The 17,790-nt window shown below is 71.3% G+C and carries 19 protein-coding genes; 12 read left to right on the plus strand and 7 right to left on the minus strand.

Going from position 1 to position 17,790, the window contains the following annotated elements; genetic code table 11:
• Position 1: 1 nt before the first annotated feature.
• The 3 genes from QF027_RS13965 (at position 2) to pspAB (ending at position 3,028) form a co-directional block, all read left to right on the plus strand.
• The gene (locus QF027_RS13965) at positions 2 to 1,420 is read left to right on the plus strand and encodes a hypothetical protein (protein ID WP_373432413.1); all 1,419 of its coding nucleotides are present in this window, start codon (positions 2 to 4) and stop codon (positions 1,418 to 1,420) included.
• A gap of 97 nt (positions 1,421 to 1,517) precedes the next feature.
• A complete protein-coding gene (gene htpX / locus QF027_RS13970; RefSeq protein ID WP_306982498.1) occupies positions 1,518 to 2,441 on the plus strand; it encodes a zinc metalloprotease HtpX in 924 nt (307 codons plus the stop codon).
• Between the two features lie 2 nt (positions 2,442 to 2,443).
• Positions 2,444 to 3,028, plus strand: a complete 585-nt coding sequence (pspAB, locus tag QF027_RS13975; RefSeq protein ID WP_306982496.1) for a PspA-associated protein PspAB — start codon at positions 2,444 to 2,446, stop codon at positions 3,026 to 3,028.
• A gap of 3 nt (positions 3,029 to 3,031) precedes the next feature.
• On the opposite strand, the gene QF027_RS13980 is transcribed toward pspAB, so the two are convergent.
• A complete protein-coding gene (locus tag QF027_RS13980) occupies positions 3,032 to 3,319 on the minus strand; it encodes a hypothetical protein (RefSeq protein WP_307074782.1) in 288 nt (95 codons plus the stop codon).
• Positions 3,320 to 3,460: 141 nt separating this feature from the next.
• Between QF027_RS13980 and QF027_RS13985 the strand changes: the two genes are divergently transcribed.
• Positions 3,461 to 4,660, plus strand: coding sequence for a winged helix DNA-binding domain-containing protein (locus tag QF027_RS13985; protein WP_307074784.1), 1,200 nt, complete (start codon positions 3,461 to 3,463; stop codon positions 4,658 to 4,660).
• A 49-nt stretch (positions 4,661 to 4,709) separates the two neighbouring features.
• Here QF027_RS13985 and QF027_RS13990 read toward each other — a convergent pair whose 3' ends face one another.
• A complete protein-coding gene (locus QF027_RS13990; RefSeq protein ID WP_306982491.1) occupies positions 4,710 to 5,024 on the minus strand; it encodes a hypothetical protein in 315 nt (104 codons plus the stop codon).
• A 164-nt stretch (positions 5,025 to 5,188) separates the two neighbouring features.
• On the opposite strand from QF027_RS13990, the gene QF027_RS13995 reads away from it, so the two are divergent.
• Both QF027_RS13995 and QF027_RS14000 read left to right on the plus strand, forming a co-directional pair.
• Positions 5,189 to 5,551 (plus strand): arsenate reductase family protein, encoded by a 363-nt coding sequence (locus QF027_RS13995; RefSeq protein ID WP_307074786.1) that lies wholly within the window; start codon positions 5,189 to 5,191, stop codon positions 5,549 to 5,551.
• 107 nt (positions 5,552 to 5,658) lie between these two features.
• Positions 5,659 to 6,309, plus strand: a complete 651-nt coding sequence (locus QF027_RS14000) for a hypothetical protein (RefSeq protein ID WP_307074788.1) — start codon at positions 5,659 to 5,661, stop codon at positions 6,307 to 6,309.
• A 2-nt stretch (positions 6,310 to 6,311) separates the two neighbouring features.
• Here QF027_RS14000 and QF027_RS14005 read toward each other — a convergent pair whose 3' ends face one another.
• Positions 6,312 to 7,178, minus strand: a complete 867-nt coding sequence (locus QF027_RS14005) for an alpha/beta fold hydrolase (protein ID WP_306982484.1) — start codon at positions 7,176 to 7,178, stop codon at positions 6,312 to 6,314.
• A 66-nt stretch (positions 7,179 to 7,244) separates the two neighbouring features.
• Between QF027_RS14005 and QF027_RS14010 the strand changes: the two genes are divergently transcribed.
• A complete protein-coding gene (locus tag QF027_RS14010) occupies positions 7,245 to 7,694 on the plus strand; it encodes a MarR family winged helix-turn-helix transcriptional regulator (protein ID WP_307074791.1) in 450 nt (149 codons plus the stop codon).
• A 24-nt stretch (positions 7,695 to 7,718) separates the two neighbouring features.
• On the opposite strand, the gene QF027_RS14015 is transcribed toward QF027_RS14010, so the two are convergent.
• The 3 genes from QF027_RS14015 to glnII all read right to left on the minus strand — a co-directional run bounded on the left by QF027_RS14015 (position 7,719) and on the right by glnII (position 10,721).
• Positions 7,719 to 8,726 carry an SDR family oxidoreductase gene (locus tag QF027_RS14015; RefSeq protein ID WP_307074793.1) on the minus strand — a complete coding sequence of 336 codons (1,008 nt, stop codon included), beginning with the start codon at positions 8,724 to 8,726 and terminating at the stop codon, positions 7,719 to 7,721.
• Positions 8,727 to 8,786: 60 nt separating this feature from the next.
• Positions 8,787 to 9,347 (minus strand): winged helix-turn-helix domain-containing protein, encoded by a 561-nt coding sequence (locus QF027_RS14020; RefSeq protein ID WP_307074796.1) that lies wholly within the window; start codon positions 9,345 to 9,347, stop codon positions 8,787 to 8,789.
• A gap of 345 nt (positions 9,348 to 9,692) precedes the next feature.
• Complete coding sequence (gene glnII / locus QF027_RS14025) at positions 9,693 to 10,721, minus strand: glutamine synthetase (protein WP_306982475.1); 1,029 nt, start codon at positions 10,719 to 10,721, stop codon at positions 9,693 to 9,695.
• 257 nt (positions 10,722 to 10,978) lie between these two features.
• Here glnII and QF027_RS14030 point away from each other — a divergent pair, with 257 nt between their 5' ends.
• The 3 genes from QF027_RS14030 (at position 10,979) to QF027_RS14040 (ending at position 14,645) form a co-directional block, all read left to right on the plus strand.
• Positions 10,979 to 12,244 carry a sensor histidine kinase gene (locus tag QF027_RS14030; protein WP_307074797.1) on the plus strand — a complete coding sequence of 422 codons (1,266 nt, stop codon included), beginning with the start codon at positions 10,979 to 10,981 and terminating at the stop codon, positions 12,242 to 12,244.
• Positions 12,235 to 12,888 carry a LuxR C-terminal-related transcriptional regulator gene (locus QF027_RS14035; protein WP_266381190.1) on the plus strand — a complete coding sequence of 218 codons (654 nt, stop codon included), beginning with the start codon at positions 12,235 to 12,237 and terminating at the stop codon, positions 12,886 to 12,888. Before QF027_RS14030 ends, QF027_RS14035 begins: the two co-directional genes overlap by 10 nt.
• Positions 12,889 to 13,070: 182 nt before the next feature.
• On the plus strand, positions 13,071 to 14,645 hold the full coding sequence (locus QF027_RS14040) for a DUF1996 domain-containing protein (RefSeq protein ID WP_307074801.1): 1,575 nt from the start codon (positions 13,071 to 13,073) through the stop codon (positions 14,643 to 14,645).
• 59 nt (positions 14,646 to 14,704) lie between these two features.
• Here QF027_RS14040 and QF027_RS14045 read toward each other — a convergent pair whose 3' ends face one another.
• Complete coding sequence (locus QF027_RS14045) at positions 14,705 to 15,139, minus strand: hypothetical protein (protein ID WP_306982466.1); 435 nt, start codon at positions 15,137 to 15,139, stop codon at positions 14,705 to 14,707.
• Between the two features lie 128 nt (positions 15,140 to 15,267).
• Between QF027_RS14045 and QF027_RS14050 the strand changes: the two genes are divergently transcribed.
• Both QF027_RS14050 and QF027_RS14055 read left to right on the plus strand, forming a co-directional pair.
• The gene (locus QF027_RS14050; RefSeq protein ID WP_306982463.1) at positions 15,268 to 15,777 is read left to right on the plus strand and encodes a tetratricopeptide repeat protein; all 510 of its coding nucleotides are present in this window, start codon (positions 15,268 to 15,270) and stop codon (positions 15,775 to 15,777) included.
• Positions 15,778 to 15,824: 47 nt separating this feature from the next.
• Positions 15,825 to 17,750, plus strand: a complete 1,926-nt coding sequence (locus QF027_RS14055; protein WP_307074804.1) for a hypothetical protein — start codon at positions 15,825 to 15,827, stop codon at positions 17,748 to 17,750.
• Positions 17,751 to 17,790 lie beyond the last annotated feature (40 nt).

Here is a 17,790-nt window from a genome sequence, read left to right on the forward strand (position 1 = left end):
CGTGCGGGGCAGTATCTGGAACGGGGCGCAGGCGGCGGTACGCCTCGCGAAGGGGACCGCACTGCGGGAGGCCATGTTCGACGTGGCCGACCCGGCTGTCTGGATCGCGCTGGACGACGCGGTGCGGCACAGGGCCCGGTCCTCGGCCGACGGCACCTGGCTGCCGGCCTGGCAGCGGACCGAACAGGGGCTGACGCTGACCGACGGCCAACTCGCGCTCGGCCTGTGCCAACGGGACGGGAGGATCCGCGAGTGGGCGCTGGGGGAGGTCGCGGAGCGGCCGGGGTTGTTGCCGTTGGTCGTGATCCGGTGCGCGGACTGGGCCGAACCGGTGCGGGACCGGGCCCGGACGCGGTGGGCCGAGGCGGTCACCGTGGAGACCGCGGTCGCGCTGGCCCCGCTCGCCCTGCGGATCGGCATCCGGTACCGGGGTGACTTCGCCCTCGGCCTGATCGACAAGGTACTGCGCTCGGCGGACCGCGAAGCGCTGCTTCCGCTTCTCACCCATACCGACCGCGCCGTGCGCCGCTTCGCTCACCGGCTCGCCGTCGAGGAGGGCTTCCTCTCCCCCGCCGAGCTGGCCCGCGGCGCCGCCCGGGACGAGGACACGGTCGTCCAGGGACTCTGCGCGGAGGCCGCCCTGGCCGCCGTGGCGGAGGGCGACGCGGACGACGACGTACTCGAACCGCTGCTCGCCGCCCGCAATCCGCGGGCGCGGTCGGCCGGGGTGACCGCCTTGCGGCGGGCCGGGCGCGGGGAGCGGGCGTTCGGGTTTCTCGGCGACCGGGCCGCGGTGGTGCGGGCCTGTGCGCGGTATGTCGTACGGCAGTCCGGGGGTGACCCGGTGCAGTGGTACCGGCGGCGGTGTGCCGAGGCCGGTGATGCCGCGCTGTCGGCGGGGGTGGTGAGCGGGCTCGCGGAGTGCGGGGACCGGCGTGATGCCGAGGTGCTGTGGGCGTTGACCTCGTATCCGGATCCGGTGGTCAGGGCGCGCGCCGTGGGCGGGCTGCGGGCGCTGGACGTGCTGGACGTACCCCGGCTGCGGGCGCTGCTCGACGATCCCGCGCCCGGTGTGGTGCGGGAGGCGACCCTGGCGCTGGTGCCGTCCGCGCGGATGCTGGACGACGGGTGGCTGCTGGAGCGGCTGGCGGTGGAGCGGGCCCGGGAGACGCGGGTCTCCGCGTTCCGGCTGCTCAACGCGCACGGCGGGCTCGTACGGCTGCGGGCCGCCGTCGCGCTGGTCGACGATCCGGACGACAAGTTGCGGCACTGGGCCCGGCAGTCGGTGCAGCGCTGGCATCCGACGGCGGACGTGCCGCGCGGGGCGGTCGAGGTGGGTGAGCTGTTGGGACGGGCACGGCATCTGTTCAGTGACCACGTGCTGAAGCGGCGCCTGTGGGAGGCCGGGCTGAAGGCCTGAGCCTTTGCCGGCCCCAGGGCTGATCGCGACCTCTTCATGGGCGGGGCCAGGTGCACACTGGACGGTGGGACGAGTGCCTGACTGCGGGGTGGTGCAGATGCGGAGTCGTTTCCGGAACGACCGGCGGCTGACCGTGCGGATGACGGTCACCATGTTCCTGCTCGGTCTGCTGTACGTGGCCTTCTTCGCCGCGTTGATCGTGTTGCTGAAGTCCTGGCTGCTGGTCGTGGCGCTGGTCGCCGTGATGTTCGTGGCGCAGTTCTGGTTCTCCGACAGGATCGCGATGTTCGCGATGCGCGGGAAGGTCGTGGGACGCGAGGAGTATCCCGAGCTGCATGCGGTGGTCGACCGGCTGTGTGCCATCGCGGACATGCCCAAGCCCGTGATCGCGGTGTCCACGATGGACATGCCCAACGCGTTCGCCACCGGCCGGAACCCGGACAACGCCGTGGTGTGTGTGACCACAGGGCTGCTGCGGCGGCTGGATCCCGCCGAGCTGGAGGGTGTGCTCGCGCACGAGCTGTCGCACGTGGCGCACAAGGACGTCGCCGTGATCACCATCGCCTCGTTCCTGGGCGTGATCGCCGGGCTGATCGTGCGGTTCGCCTTCTACAGCCAGCTGTTCGGCGGGCGGAAGGACCAGAACACCGCCGTGATCTTCGCCGCCGTGATGGGTGTCTCGGCGGCCGTGTACGCCCTCAGCTTCCTGCTGATCAGGGCGCTGTCCCGGTACCGGGAGCTGGCGGCGGACCGGGCCGCGGCCCACCTCACCGGCCGGCCCTCGGCACTCGCCTCCGCGCTCACCAAGGTCTCCGGCGAGATCGCCCGCATCCCCACCAAGGACCTGCGCACCGCCCAGGCCTTCAACGCCTTCTACTTCACCCCCGCCACCGGCAAGGAACCCGGCATCGAGCGGATCTTCTCGACCCACCCGTCCCTGGAACAGCGGCTGGAGCAACTGGGGCGGATCTCGGTGGAGCTGGGTGAGGCGGCGACGCCCGGGAAAGGTGAGGCGGGCTGAGGATGGGGCTGCTGGACATCCTGCTCGGGCGCACGAAGCCCGTCGCGCCCGATCTCGACCAGCTCTTCGCGCTGCCGTCGGCGGCCGTCACGCTGGAGGCGGCCGTCTCCTTCACGCCGACCGGACGCGGGGCGGTGTGCTTCGCCACGGTCGAGGGGGCGGCCTTCGAGCAGACGCACCGGGAGGTCCAGGCCCTGCTGGACGCGGACGCCGACCGGGAGGGCCCGCCGGTGGAACTGCGGCGGGACGACTTCGGATACTCCTGGCTGGTCTCCGAGCGCACCCCGGACCAGCTGCCGCAGCTGGTCAACGACCTGCACGCGGTGAACAGTTCGATGGAGGTCAACGGCTTCGGGCCGCAACTGCTGTGCTCGCTCGCCGGGTTCCAGGACGCCGAGGGCCGCTCCCTCGCGCTGGTGTACCTCTACAAGCGCGGCAGCTTCTACCCCTTCGCGCCGCTCCCCGGCGAGGGTCAGCGGCGCGACAACCCGCTGGAGCTGCGGGTGAAGGCCGCGCTCACGAACGATCTGCGGATCGAGCAGGACCTGAACCGCTGGTTCCCGCTGTGGGGCGCCCCCGGCCTCTGAGCCCTAGCTCTTTCTCTCGCGCGCCTGCCGACGGGACTCCAGGGGGTGCTCGCGGCGGTAACGGCGGTCCCACCTGGCCTGCTTGTCACGGCGGTCGCGGTACGCCCGGTAGCTGCCGGGCACGGTCCCCGAAGCGCCGCCGGACGAACCGCCCGGCGAGGACGCCGAGGTACCGCCCCGGCCGTACTGCATGTACACGAAGAGCAGGGCGACGGCGACGAGCCACCAGGTGTGGTTCCCGAAGCCCAGGATGACCAGGACCACGGTCCCGGAAATGACGATGGTGCCCATGACGGGCCTCCGTGTGCGTGGGTGTGGTGTAGAAGAGGAGCCCCCGAGGTGCGGAGTGATGCCTGCCCTGCGCGAAGCTCTTTCTTCCACGGCCCGCGCCCCTTCGGGCGCGTTGTCAGTGCCCTGGGTCAGGATGGCTGTATGGGCTTGGATGATGAAGTACGGCACATCGGGGTGGACGAGCGGCGGGCTCGGCTGGCGTTGCGGCAGCAGCTTGCCGGGGCGGCTCGTGTGGGAAGTCCCGAGGAGGTGGCCGGTGCTCTGGTCGCGCTGCACGGGTCCGACCCCGCGACCGTGTATCTGGCGGTCGGCGCGCGGCTCGTGGATCCCTCGGGGACCGTCGCCGAGACCGAGCGGGCGTTGTACGAGGACCGGTCGTTGGTGCGGATGCACGGGATGCGGCACACCGTGTTCGCGTTCCCGACCGAGCTCACCGCGGTCGTGCACGCCTCGACCGGCCTCACGGTCGCCGCGCGGGAACGGGCCAAGCTCCTCAAGGACATGGCGAAGGCCGGTGCCCCGGACGCGACCTGGCTGAAGGAGGTCGAGGAGGCGGCGCTGGCCGCGCTCGCCCGGCGCGGCCAGGCGACGGCGGCGGAGCTCGCCGAGGACGAGCCGCGGCTGCGGGAGCAGTTCGTGTACGCGGCCGGGAAGAGCTACGAGGGCGTCCACTCCGTCTCGAGCCGCCTGCTGAGGGTGCTCGGCGTGGAGGGCAAGGTGGTCCGCGGCCGGCCGCTCGGCTCCTGGATCTCCACGCAGTTCCGCTGGGCGGTGGCACCCCCGCATCCCGAACTCGACGTGGCCGAGGCCCAGGCCGAGTTGCTACGGCGCTGGCTCACCGTGTGCGGCCCCGCCACCGAGGCCGACCTGAAGTGGTGGACGGGCTGGAGGGTGACCGACGTCCGCCGCGCGCTCACGACGATCCGCGCGGTCCGGGTGTCCGTCGACGAAGGCCCGGCCTACGTCGTCGACGGCGACGCCGACCCGATCGTGGAACCCGTGGAGCCCTGGGCGGCCTTGCTTCCCGGCCTCGATCCGACGGCGATGGGCTGGCAGCAACGGGACTGGTACCTGGCGCCGTCGCTGCGCCCCGCCCTGTTCGACCGCAGCGGCAACGTGGGACCGACGGTGTGGTGGAACGGGCGGGTGGTGGGAGGTTGGGGTCAGCGGCCCGACGGGGAGATCGTCTGGCGGTTGCTGGACACGGAGGGTGTGGGGAACGAGGCCGAGGCAGCCATCGCGGTGGAGGCGGAGCGACTGCGGGGGTGGGTGGGGGCGACACGCGTGACACCGCGTTTCCGGGTGCCGTTGGAGAAGGAGTTGGCCGGGGCCACCGGCTGACCGGAACGCCGGGCGCCCAGGAGAGCAGGAGGGCGCCCGGCACCACGGCCTATCGTGAGTAGCGCATCAGCGCCCGCACCATGTGGCACGTCGTGTCCGACGGTGGATGGACGCCGATCATCTCCGCCGTGTCCCGGATCGTCTCGTTGCGGGCCTGGTTCGGCACGTGGACGCCGGAATCGAGCAGGGCGATCGCAAGCCGCATCGCCTTGAGGCGGCGGTTGTGGGTGACATACCACTCGCGGGGACGGCCCGGCGGCAACGGGCGCTTCTCCACGGGGGTGTACGGCAGGTCGAGCAGCACGGGGTGCTTCGCGGTGGACTGGGTCGGGAACGGCTTCTGCTTCAGTGCGGCAGCGGGCACAGGCATCCTCCTGTCGCGGTAAGGGCGGCCACCGGGGACCCGGCGACGCCCTCGAACACTGGTTTCATTCTACCGTCCGCCACTGACAAAAGCCCCTGGCCACAAGGCCTTTCGGGGGTGCTGTGACGCAGGTGGAAGACGGGTTTTCGCGTACCGTGGACCCCATGGAGATCTGGATCAATCCGGCCTGTTCGAAGTGCCGCAGCGCGATGAGCCTGCTCGACGCGGAGGGTGCCGAGTACACCGTCCGCCGCTATCTGGAGGACGTCCCGAGCGAGGACGAGATCCGCGAGGTGCTCGACCGGCTCGGGCTCGAACCGTGGGACATCACCCGCACCCAGGAGGCCGCCGCCAAGGAGCTCGGCCTCAAGGAGTGGGCCCGGGACGACAGTTCGCGCGACCGCTGGATCACCGCGCTCGCCGAACACCCGAAGCTGATCCAGCGGCCCATCATCACGGCGGACGACGGCTCGGCGGTGGTCGGGCGCACCGAGGACGCCGTACGGGATGCCCTGGCCAGGAAATAGCGGAGTGTGACGCAGGTTACGTCCGATGACTCCTGCAACCACTGAGTAACCTCGTTCGGTATCTCGTACATAGCGGCGTACGCTCCCCTAGCTCTCAGGAGGCGCGGATGTCGCGCAGGAGAACACTCGGTACGAAGAAGAAGGTCGCGCTGCTGGTGAGCGCGGCGGCGGTGGCGGGTGGTGGGGCCTTTGTGATGGCCAGCACCTCGAACGCCGCGCAGAGTCCGCAGACGGCGGCGGAATCGACGGTCTGCCAGGGGCTCGCCACCGCGCTCGGCAACAACCAGCGGTTCATCGAGGGGCAACGCACCGCTCCCGACGCACAGTCGGCGGCCCGGATCGCCAACCGGGAAGCGGTGATCGCGCAGATCAAGGTGCAGCAGGAGGCGTCCGGTTGCGCGGTCGGGGAGTCGGCTCAGGGCTCCCAGGCCGCCGCGGGGCAGCCCTCACAAGCCGCGTCCGCGTCCGCGCCCGCTTCTCAGGCTCCCCCCGCCGGGAACGCCACCTCCGGACAGCAGGTGTGCAACGGCTCGACCGTCACGCTCTCCGGTGAGGCCGGCGCGCCCGCCGCGTCCAGCAACCAGTTCCCGGCCGGCACGAAGCTGAAGGTCACCAACCTGGACAACAACAAGTCCACGACGGTGGAGGTCACTTCGGTCTCCGGCAGCTGTGCCCTGCTCAACAACGCGGCCTTCGAACAGGTGCGGGAGCCGGGCAAGTTCCTCATCCGCCGGGCCCTGATCGAGAAGGTGGGGTGAGGTCATTCCGGACGTTCAGCCAGGAACTCACTGAGGCGGCGGGCCAGTTCGGGAGGTGCGTACTGCGGCAGCGCGTGGTGGGAGACGCCGGGGACGACGTCGATCTCCGCCCGCGGCAGCAGTTCGCCGGCCTGGGCCGACACTTGGTAGGGGTCATGGGTCCTGCTGTTCGCGGCCACGAGCAGCAGGACCGGCGTGTTCAGGACGCGCAGTGCGTCCGGGGCGGGGCGGGGACCGGTGACCGGTCCGGCGGCGGGGAAACCGGCGGCCGCCTCCTGGAGGCGGAGCCAGTCGGGGTCCAGGCCGGCCGCGCCCCCGGTCTCCCAGTCCAGGAAGGCGCGGACCCGGGCCGGCGTGGGGCGCAGCAGCATCGGCAGGGCGCGCAGCAGATACGCCGCCTTGAACCCGGCGAAGCACTGGGTCGGGTCCAGGAGGAACAGGCGGCGCATCCGGTCGGGGGCGTGCACGGCGTAGTGCAGGGCGATCCAGGCACCGTAGGAGTGCCCGCCGAAGTCGGCCTCCGTGATGCCGAGTCCGTCGAGGAGGGCGTCCAGCCAGGCGGCCAGGTCGGCGACCGTACGGGGGTGACGGTCGGCGGCCGGTTCGCTGCGGCCCGGGGCTCCGACCAGGTCGACGGCGAGGACCCGGTGGGTGCGGGCGAGGTGGGCGGCCTGGGCGTACCAGGAGGTGGAGGTCGCTCCCCCGCCGCCCGGCAGCAGGACGAGCGGGGGCGCGTCGGCCGGGCCGCATGCGTTGACGTGGGTGGTGCCGAACGGGGTGGACACCCGTAGCGCCTCCCGGTCGGTGGGCCACTTTGCCAGCACCTTGTCGTAGGCGGCCTCGAACGCGTCGCCGTCATACCTGCCCATCGATCCCTCCCGTATTATCTCGCTCAGCAAGATACTCAATGAGCGAGATAATACTGGAGGGTACGTATGCCGTCCCCGGGACCGGAGATGGAGATCGTCCATCTCCTGCGCGCAGTGACCGTCGAACTCGGCCTGCACAGTGCACGGTTCGCCCAGCGCAACGCCATGCATCCGACGGACGTCCGTGCCCTGATCGCCCTGATGGACGCCTCCCGCGCGGACGAGGAGATGACGGCGGGGCGGCTCGGCGCGGAGCTCGGGCTCAACTCTGCGGGGACGACCTCGCTGCTCGACCGGCTGGAGCGGGCCGGTCATGTGCGGCGGGTACGGGGGCGGGAGGACCGGCGCAAGGTGGTCGTCGAGGTGGACGAAGGCGCGGTGGAGCTGGGGCAGGCCTTCTTCGGACCGCTGATCGGACGGGCGGTCGAGCTGCTCCAGGGGTACGACGAGGGGGAACGGTCGGCGATCCGGGGGTTCTTGGCGGGGGTGCGGGACGCGGCGGCCGAGGATGCCTGACCTCGCCCAGACCGACCGCTCCACTCAGTAGCGTTCGCCGGCCGCGAGTGCCTTCGCCTCCGTCTCCTCGTCGATACCCAGTACCGGCCGGTCGGGGCGCTGCGGCGCCACCCCGCCGATCTCCCGCAGCCAGCGCCATGTGTCGGACACCGTCTCGGTGACCGGACGGCAGCGCAGGCCCGCCGCGGCGGCCCGGGAGGTGTCCCCGCAGTGGAGGGTGGTGTGCAGGTCGGTGTCCGGCGGGACCCACACCGGCAGGCCGGTCCAGGGTTCGATGCCCGCGTCGAGGACGATGTCCGGGTCGGTCCAGCGCAGTTCGGCGTCCGACCCGGTCACGGCCACGCAGGCGTCGAGGAGTTCGGCCATGGTGGTGTGGCCGCGCGGGCTGACCAGGTTGTACGGGCCGTTCAGCTCCGCCTCTGCGGCGCTCAGCGTCCACAGGGCCAGGTCGCGGACGTCGACGTACTGGAGAGGGAGGTCCCGTGGCCCCGGTGCGAGGACCCGCCCGCCGCGGGCGATACGGCCCAGCCACCACGGGAGCCGGCCGATGTTCTCGTACGGGCCGAGGATCAGCCCGGCCCGTACGAGCAGGGAGCGGTCCGCGCCGAAGGCGTCGACAGCGGCGAGTTCACCGCCCCGTTTGTCCCGGGCGTAGTCGGTCTGCTCCGCGTCGGCCGCGGCGCCCTCGACCAGGGGCGCGTCCTCGGTGTGTCCGGCCGGCTGCGGCCAGGCGTACACCGAGCGACTCGACACGTACGCATACCGGTCGGCGCGGCCCCGCAGCAGCCGCGCCGCGTCCCGGACCGCGCGGGGCGCGGCCGACCAGGTGTCGACGACCAGGTCCCAAGGGCCTCCTTCGGCCAGGGCAGTGAGACCGCCGGGCGCGGTGCGGTCGCCGTGCAGCGACCGCACCCCGGCCACGGGCGCGTGCCGTCCCCGGTGGAAGACGGTCACGTCCCAGCCGCGTTCCAGGGCCGCCTCGGCGACGGCCCGGCCGACGAACTCCGTACCACCCAGCAGAAGAAGTCTCATGCCGGTGACTGTGCCCGCCGGAGCGCCGCGAGGGAACCCGGATCTGCCCTGGGCAGACGATCAGCCGCCGGTCGGCGGGGTGTACTTGTAGCCGACCCGGCGCACGGTCTGGATCGCGCCCCGGAATTCCGCGCCCAGCTTGCGGCGCAGCCGGGCGATGTGGACGTCGACGGTACGGCCGTCGCCCACGTGGCCGTAGCCCCAGACCGTGGTGACCAGCTGGTCGCGGGTGTGCACCCGGTGGGGGTTCTGGACGAGGTGGGCGAGGAGCTCGAACTCCAGGTAGGTGAGGTCGAGTTGCTTGCCGTTCACCTCGGCGGTGCGCTGCACGGTGTCGATCCGTACGAGGGGGGCGCCGGCGTCCGCGTCCGTGACCGTCGGTTCCGGCCGGAAGGGCTGGTGCTGGTCGGCCGGGACGAGCACCAGGTAGCCGATCATCGGGGGCTGGCCCGGCAGCGTGGGCAGGGTGTGCTGAGGCGCGGGCAGCCAGGTGGCACCCGGGGGGAGGAACTCCGGCGCTTCGGGAACCTCGTCGGGGCGGACGGCTCGGAGTCGGTGCCGTGCGCCGCTCTCGGACGGGGTGGCGAGGGGGGCGGTGGAGAGAGAACGGGTGGTCGCCATGAGATCAGCTCTTTCGCGCGAGAGGGTCGTCGGGAGACGTACGTCTGCGCGCTGGCCGAAGGCCGGGGTATACGGCTTTAGAGGGCCTGCGCGTTCATCGCGCGGCAACACACCCGGTCGAAGTCGTGGTGCTGACGGGAAGGCCAGAAGGGCTCGAGGTCTTGGCGACCCGTCGCGCTGCATTTCTGGAAGCTGGCCATGGACCTATTGAAGCAGACACGGGCCCGCGACAGGAGCCTTCTCTCACAGCTCGGACACTTCCCCGGCGTGCCCGCCCCACCGACAACACGCCGAGGGGCGCCCACCGTGGCCGGTGGGCGCCCCTCGGGAAACCGAAGGCGGGGATCAGATCTGGCCGGCCTTCTCCAGCGCGGAGCAGCAGGTGTCGACGATCAGACGCGTCACCAAGTACGGGTCGACGTTGGCGTTCGGGCGGCGGTCCTCGATGTAGCCCTTGCCGTCCTTCTCGACCTGCCACGGGATACGCACCGAGGCGCCACGGTTGGAGACACCGTAGGAGTACTCGTTCCACGGGGCGGTCTCGTGCAGACCGGTCAGGCGGTCGTCGATGCCGGCGCCGTAGTTCTTGACGTGGTCGAGGGGCTTGGAGCCCTCACCGAGCGACTCGCAGGCGGTGATGATCGCGTCGTAGCCCTCGCGCATCGCCCTGGTGGAGAAGTTGGTGTGCGCACCCGCGCCGTTCCAGTCGCCCTTCACCGGCTTCGGGTCCAGGGTCGCGGCGATGCCGAAGTCCTCGGCGGTGCGGTAGAGCAGCCAGCGGGCCACCCACAGGTGGTCGGAGACCTCCAGCGGGGAGACCGGGCCGACCTGGAACTCCCACTGGCCGGGCATGACCTCGGCGTTGATGCCGGAGATCGCGAGGCCCGCCTTGAGGCAGTTCTCCAGATGCGCCTCGACGACGTCACGGCCGAAGATCTCGTCCGCGCCGACACCGCAGTAGTAGCCGCCCTGCGGGGCCGGGAAGCCGCCCTTGGGGAAGCCGAGGGGGTAGCCGTCCTTGAAGAACGTGTACTCCTGCTCGATGCCGAAGATCGGCTCCTGGGCGGCGAACTTCTCGGCGACCTCGGTGAGCGCGGCACGGGTGTTGGACTCGTGCGGCGTCATGTCGATGTTGAGGACCTCGCACAGGACGAGGATGTCGTCGCCGCCGCGGATCGGGTCGGGGCAGGAGAAGACCGGCTTGAGGACACGGTCGGAGGAGTGACCCTCGGCCTGGTTCGTGGAGGACCCGTCGAAGCCCCAGATCGGCAGTTCCGCGCCCTTGGCGTCGTCCGCCATGATCTTCGTCTTGGAACGGAGCTTGGCAGTCGGCTGGGTGCCGTCGATCCAGATGTACTCAGCCTTGAAGGTCACGGGCCACTTCCTTCGGGGATGTGTCTACGCACTGCGGGTGCTGCGGCGCTGCGGCACTGAAACGCCGCCTCTTTGATGCCCGCGAGCCTGTCAACAGGCGATTTCCCGGTCGTTGCTCGAATGTGAACCCCGTGTTACCGGGTGGTGCTGTGGCGCGATTCACTGTGTGAGACCGGCGGAGGGTGTACCTGGCACCACCCCCCGGCCCTGCGGCCAGACCCAGTGACCCGCGTCGCCCTCTCGACGAAACTGACCGTATGACCATCGAGACGCGGAACGGCAGCTGGAGTACGAGGGCGCGGGGCATCGGGCTCGCGGCCGTGCGGGGGCTCGCACTGGCGCTGGTGACGCTGCCGGGGGCGCTGCTCGGATTCACACTCAGCCTGGTGTCCATCGCCCTCGTCCCGGTCGGGATCGGGGTCTTCACGACCCCCTGGGTGCTGACGGGCGTGCGTGTCTTCGCGGACTGGCGGCGGGTGCTCGCGGCCGAGTGGTGCGGGGTGCGGATCCCGTCGGCGTACCGGCCGATACCGGAGAACGCCCATGCCTGGGCCCGCACCTACGCGATGCTGCGCGACCCGGCGACCTGGCGGGATCTGCGGTGGCTGCAGGTGGACATGACGGCGGGGTTCGTGACGGCGCTGCTGACGGCGGTGCTCGTCCTCTACCCGCTGGAGGGACTCGCGGTCGCGGCCGGGCTGTGGCGGCCGCTCGCGGAGCTGGACGGCGGCTACTGGTACGGCTTCGTGCATGTCACCGACCAGGCCTCCGCGCTCGCCGCCGGCGCCCTGGCCGTCGTCCTGCTGGGCCTCGTCCCGCTCGCACCGCGGCTGCTGACCGCCCACTTCCGGCTCACCCGCGCCGTACTCGGCGCCGGTCAGGGCGAGTTGGCCGAACGCGTCCGGGTCCTCACCGAGACCCGGCGGGACGCCGTGGACACCTCCGCGGCCGAACTGCGGCGCATCGAGCGGGACCTGCACGACGGTGCGCAGGCCCGTCTGGTCGCCATGGGCATGGATCTCGGCACCATCGAGATGCTCCTCGACAAGGACCCCGCGCAGGCGAAGCGGCTCCTGGCGCAGGCCCGTCAGTCCTCGGTGGACGCCCTCACCGAACTGCGCGACCTGGTGCGCGGCATCCATCCGCCAGTGCTGGCCGAGCGTGGACTGGGCGACGCCGTACGGGCGTTGGCGCTGCGGCTGCCGGTCGCCACCGAGGTGACCGTGGAGCTCGACGACCGGCCGGACGCGCCCGTGGAGTCGGCCGCCTACTTCGCCGTCAGCGAGGTCCTCACCAACGCGGTCAAGCACTCCGGCGCCGACCGGATCTGGATCGACCTGCACCAGACCGAGGGGATGCTGCGGATCGGCGTCACCGACAACGGCCGGGGCGGTGCGCTGATCACGGCCGGTTCGGGACTGGCCGGGGTCGAGCGGCGGCTGGGTACATTCGACGGCGTCCTGGCCGTCAGCTCACCCGCGGGCGGCCCCACCATGGTCACCATGGAGATCCCTTGCGCGTAGTCCTGGCCGAAGACCTCTTCCTGCTGCGCGACGGTCTCGTACGGCTTCTTGAGGCGCACGACTTCGAGATCGCCGCGGCCGTCGAGAGCGGACCCGAGCTGGCCCGCGCGCTGGCCGAACTGGAACCGGACGTCGCCGTGGTCGACGTACGGCTGCCGCCGACGCACACCGACGAGGGGCTGCAGTGCGCGCTGAACGCCCGGCGGGACAGACCCGGGCTCCCGGTGCTCGTGCTGTCCCAGCACGTGGAGCAGCTGTACGCGCGCGAGTTGCTGGCCGACGGCACCGGCGGGGTGGGCTATCTGCTCAAGGACCGGGTGTTCGACGCGGAGCAGTTCGTCGATGCCGTACGACGGGTCGCGGCGGGCGGTACGGCGATGGACCCGCAGGTGATCCAGCAGCTGCTGACCCGGCGGGCGGCCGACGACCAGCCGCTCGCCCGGATCACGCCCCGCGAGCGGGAGGTGCTGGAACTGATGGCACAGGGGCGGTCGAACGCGGCGATCGCCGCCAAGCTCGTCGTCACGGAACGGGCGATCGCCAAGCACACCGCCAACATCTTCACCAAACTGGGCCTTGAGGTGTCGGACGACGACAATCGGCGCGTTCTGGCGGTGCTCGCGTATCTCGACCAAGACCGGTGAGCGACCCCTCATTCTCTGTAACTCCTGCTGCTCAACGGGCTGTTGTCGGCCCGGTGCCGGGCAAACCTCTGATTTGTTTGTGGGGCGGCTGAACACCCCTGGGACGGCGTCCGTAAGTGAGGGAGCCGCTTCACTCCTGTCGGGCGCCTCGATGGCCCGGAAAAGGAAGTCAGAGGAGTTCCATGGGACGCAATACACGTAAACGCCGCTCGTCGATGGCCAACAAGGCCATAGCCGCGTCGGCGGCCCTAGCGCTCGGTGGGGGCGGGCTGATCTGGGCGAACTTCTACGCCTCGGCGCACGAGTCCAACAACAACGGCTGGTCCCAGAACCAGACCAAGGCCGCCGCCGCGCAGGTGGCGACCATCTCCTGCCCCGATGTCGGTCAGAAGCTGACGAACGTGCCTCAGTCTGCGCGTCAGGGTGTGGCCACGGAGCTGGCCAACCTGGACAAGCAGATCACCGAGGCCTACGCCAGGCTCGCCTCGACACGGCAGGCTCAGGCGGGTGACTCGGGCTTCGTCCAGAACGCCATCGTCGGCCCCCTGAAGGAGAAGCGGGCGGCCACGATCGACCGGATCCGCCTCGACATCCAGCGGGTCGGTGGCCAGTTCAACACGTCGCTCAGCCAGTTGGCCGCCTGCACGACGCAGAACGCTCAGACCAACGCCGGCGAGGCCGGCGGCCAGCAGAACGGCGGCCAGCAGAACAACGGCGGTCAGCAGCAGAACGGCGGCCAGCAGCAGGGCAACGGCGGTCAGCAGCAGGGCAACGGCGGTCAGCAGAACGGCGGCCAGCAGCAGGGCAACGGCGGTCAGGGCGGCAACGGCCCGGTCGCGGCCGACTTCGTGGACATCACCAAGGTCCAGGGCAACGCCCAGCTCGGTGTCGGCCAGAACGGCCTCCCGGCCAACGGCAACTCGGGCTCCAAGGGCAGCTTCACCACGAAGTGCGGCACCAACGGGAACGACAACCACAACACGGACAACGTGATCGTCGCCCCGGGTGTCGCCAACGGCGCCCACCACCTGCACGACTACGTCGGCAACCAGAGCAACGACGCCTTCGCGAGCGACCAGGAACTGGCGGCGGCCCAGACCACCTGCCAGAACCAGGGCGACAAGTCCTCGTACTTCTGGCCGGTGCTGCGCGTCCAGGACGGATCGCAGGACTTCGACCAGAACAACGACGGCGGCGGCAAGGAGGGCAACGTCGGCAAGATCCTCCAGCCGGCCCAGGCCCAGCTGAAGTTCGTCGGCAACAAGACCGGCAACGTCGTCGGGATGCCGACCGCCCTGCGCATCATCACCGGTGACGCCAAGGCCCAGGTCAACGGCAACGCCAACGCCAACGTGAACTGGAGCTGCACCGGCTTCGAGAACAAGGTGCAGCTGCACGACAAGTACCCGATCTGCCCGCAGGGCAGCCAGGTGGTGCGCACGACCAACTTCCAGAGCTGCTGGGACGGTCAGAACATCGACAGCGCCAACCACCGCACCCACGTGGCGTTCGCCCAGGCGAACGGCGCCTGCGCCAACGGCTTCAAGGCGATCCCGCAGCTCCAGGTCCGGCTCGTCTACAACGTCCCGGCCCCGAAGCTCCAGAACGGCACGGTGGTCAACCCCTACGCGGTCGACACCTTCCCGGAGCAGCTGCACAAGCCGATCACCGACCACAACGACTTCATCAACTTCTTCTCCACGAACACGATGAACCAGATGGTCAACTGCATCAACACCGGCAAGAAGTGCCAGTGACGCACTGAGAAAGCCGGCGGTGAGAATCTCTCACCGCCGGCTTTCGCGTGTTCGGGTCCTCAGTGGGCCGAGTGGCTGGCACCCATCTTCGAGTGGTCCGTGCCCTCCTCGATGTCCCCGCCGAGCGTCTTGCGCAGCACCGTCACCGTCTTGGTGGTGTCACCGACGGCGACCCACTTACGGCCGACCAGGAAGTGACCGCCGTAGTCCTTGGCACCATTGATCCACTCGCGCTGGCCGCGGTCGGTGGCGAAGGTGGCGAGGATGAACTTGCCATCGGCGTCCTTGGCCTTCTTGCACACGGCCTGGCGCAGCTCGTCGGCGTCGATCTGGATGTTGGGCGTGCACTTCACCTCGGCGGCCAGGTGCTCCAGACTGCCGGTGGCCGCGGAGGGCACCGCGGCGGCCTTCGCGTCACCGCCGGATCCGCAGCCCGCCAGCGCCAGCACCGCGGCCGCGCCGGTCAGCGCGAGCATCGGTCGGGTCAACCTCATCTGTTCCTCCGGTCACGGGTCACCTCGGACGGGCCCCGGCGGGGGTCCGTCTCCTCCCATACGGCTGCGAGGCGCGGGACGCTCAAATCCTGGTGTCACCCCGGGTACGGCTGTGCGAAAGTGTGCCGGTGAACGAGGACTGGGAAAAGCGCGTGGTCGCCGCCTGGGCGACGTTGGACGACTATCCGGAGGAACGGGCGGCCGAGTTCCGGGCCGTGATCGACGCGCTCGTGGCCGAGCTGCCGGACGGCAGTCCGCTCGGTCTGTTCGAGCAGGCCTCCGCCTGGGACTCGACGGGGCACTCGGACAAGGCCGTTCCGCTGTACCGGGAGGCGCTCGCGAGGGGGCTCAGCCGGGAAAGCGGCTACAAGGGGCGGCGCGCCAAGATCCAGCTGTCCAGTTCACTCCGGAACACGGGGCAGGCGGAGGAGGGCGTCAAGCTGCTCACTCCCGAACTGGACGCCCCGTCCGACGAGTTGGACGATGCCGTACGGGCCACCCTGGCGCTGTGCCTGTCCAGCCTCGGCCGGGACCGCGAGGGGCTGTCGCTGGTCCTGGGTGCGCTCGCCGCCCATCTGCCGCGCTACCAGCGCTCGATGGCCCGCTACGCCCGCGCGCTGGTCGCCCCGGAGGACTGATTCACCCGGGGCGGTGACCAACAAACGATTCGCTCGTTCTGCTGAACGTGCAGTCACAGGATGTCGCCCCGCGCCCCGCACCCGCTTCCGGCTCCGCCTCCGACCGCGTCGTGGACGTCGAACAGGCCGAGGCCGCGCTCGTCGAGCACTACCCCCGGCTGGTCCGGCTCGCCTTTCTGGTGCTGCCGCCGGGCCTCGGCCGCAACCGGCGGGTCCTGACCGCGCACGCCCTCACCCAGCGTGCCCTGCCCCGGGGCCGCAAGGCGGCGCCCGTGATCCCGGCCCAGTCGGACGGCCGCGAGGGCGACCCCGGCTACGCCTTCGTCCGCCTCCAGGTGGTGCGTACGGCACTGGAGGCGGGCCTGCCGCTCCGGCGCAAGGCGTGGCCCAAGCGCTCCCAGCTCCCGCCGCTGCTCCCCCAGGTGTGGGGCCTGAGGCTCTTCCCGCGCTCCGGCGGCGCCGACGAACTGGCCCTGGACCAGCGCCTGTCGGCCCTGACCGGCCCGGCCCGTGCCGCCTACGTCCTGCGCGGCCTGGAGAAGCTCCCCGACAGCGACGTACGCGGTCTGCTGACGGCGGCGGGCGTGGCGGACGTGGACGCGGCCCTCGCCGAGGCCGACTCCGCGCAGGCCGAGTACGCCCTCCTCGACTCCTCCGAGTTCGACCCCTGCTCGCTCCAGGCCCGGCCCACCGACTTGATGCGGCGCAGGCAGCACATGAAGGCCGCGCTCGCCGCCGCGGCGGCCGTCGCCGTGTGCGGGGCGCTGCTCGGCATGCCGGGCGACGGCTGGGGCCCCGACGGCGCCGCCGCGCCTCCTTACGCGCAGAACCCCGCCGCCCGGGCAGCCCTGGACCCGGCCCTGCTGCTGAAGGTCCCGGCCGCGGCGTGGGAGTCCTCCGCCCGCACCGACTTCTCCGTGTGGCCCGCGCGCGGCGACCTCACCGGCGACTCGGCACTCCTGCGCCGCGCCCTCGCCGTCTGGGCCCGCCCCGGCGAGACCGTCCAGGTCTCCGCGACCACCGGCACCCCCTCGGGCGGCCCCTCCGGGCCGCCGCAACTGCTGTACGCCGGGACCGTCGACAACGCGCGCGTGGTGATCCTCTACGACGGTCTGCGCATCGTCCGCTACGCCGAGCCGCGGGACAACACCAAGGGCGCCGCCCTCGACTTCGCGCGGGTCGACGGAGCCGACCGGGCGGAGGCGAGCGCGGTCGTCCTGGGCCGGGCCGACGGCAACGTCCGCTATCTGACGGCCCCTTGGGTGACCAAGGCCGCCGATCGGGACCTGCTGAAGCCGGGCTCCGACGCCACGGACCTCGTGCTGACCGGCGGCACCACCGCGCCGATGGCCGGCCCCGCGCAGAGCGGCCCCTGCACCTCCTGGAACGTCCTCCAGCTGACCGACACCTCCGGCACCCGGCTGCTGACCGACCTCGGCGAACTGGTCCCGGCCCGCCTCACCACCGGCCGCCCCGGTTCCGTGAAGGACGCGTCCGGGGCGGACGCGCTGCGCGCCTGGGCACCGTACGCCTGCTCGCTGGGCGCGATGCGCTCCACGGGCGTGCGCAGTGTGAACGCCTGGACGTACGCGGCGCAACCGCTGCCCGACGCGAGCGGGACGGCCGACTGGGTGTGCACCCGGGCCGAGACCTGGCAGGGCGGCGGGGAGCGGGTGCTGGCCCAGTTCCACACGCCGGGCGGACGGTACGGGACGGTCGCGGCGAAGGCCGAGAACGTGCCGGAGTGCGGGGCGAAGGATCCGCAGGTGCTGGCCGGGGTGCTGTGGAAGTCGGGGGCCGGGACCTGGTACCTGCTGGCGGCGGGGAGCCCAGGGACGTCCTCGATCAGCGCGTCGGGCGGGGTCCGGGCGACGGTGAACGGCCATCTGCTGGCCGCGAAGGCGAAGCAGGGGGCCCAGGCCGAGCTGAAGGGGACCCTGGCGGACGGGCGGGCGGTCAGCGGGCTCCGGTAGAGCTGTGAACACCCCTGGTCGATCCAGCCCGTTCCAGGCC

Source organism: Streptomyces canus (genome assembly GCF_030816965.1).
GTDB classification, from domain to species: Bacteria; Actinomycetota; Actinomycetes; order Streptomycetales; family Streptomycetaceae; genus Streptomyces; species Streptomyces canus_E.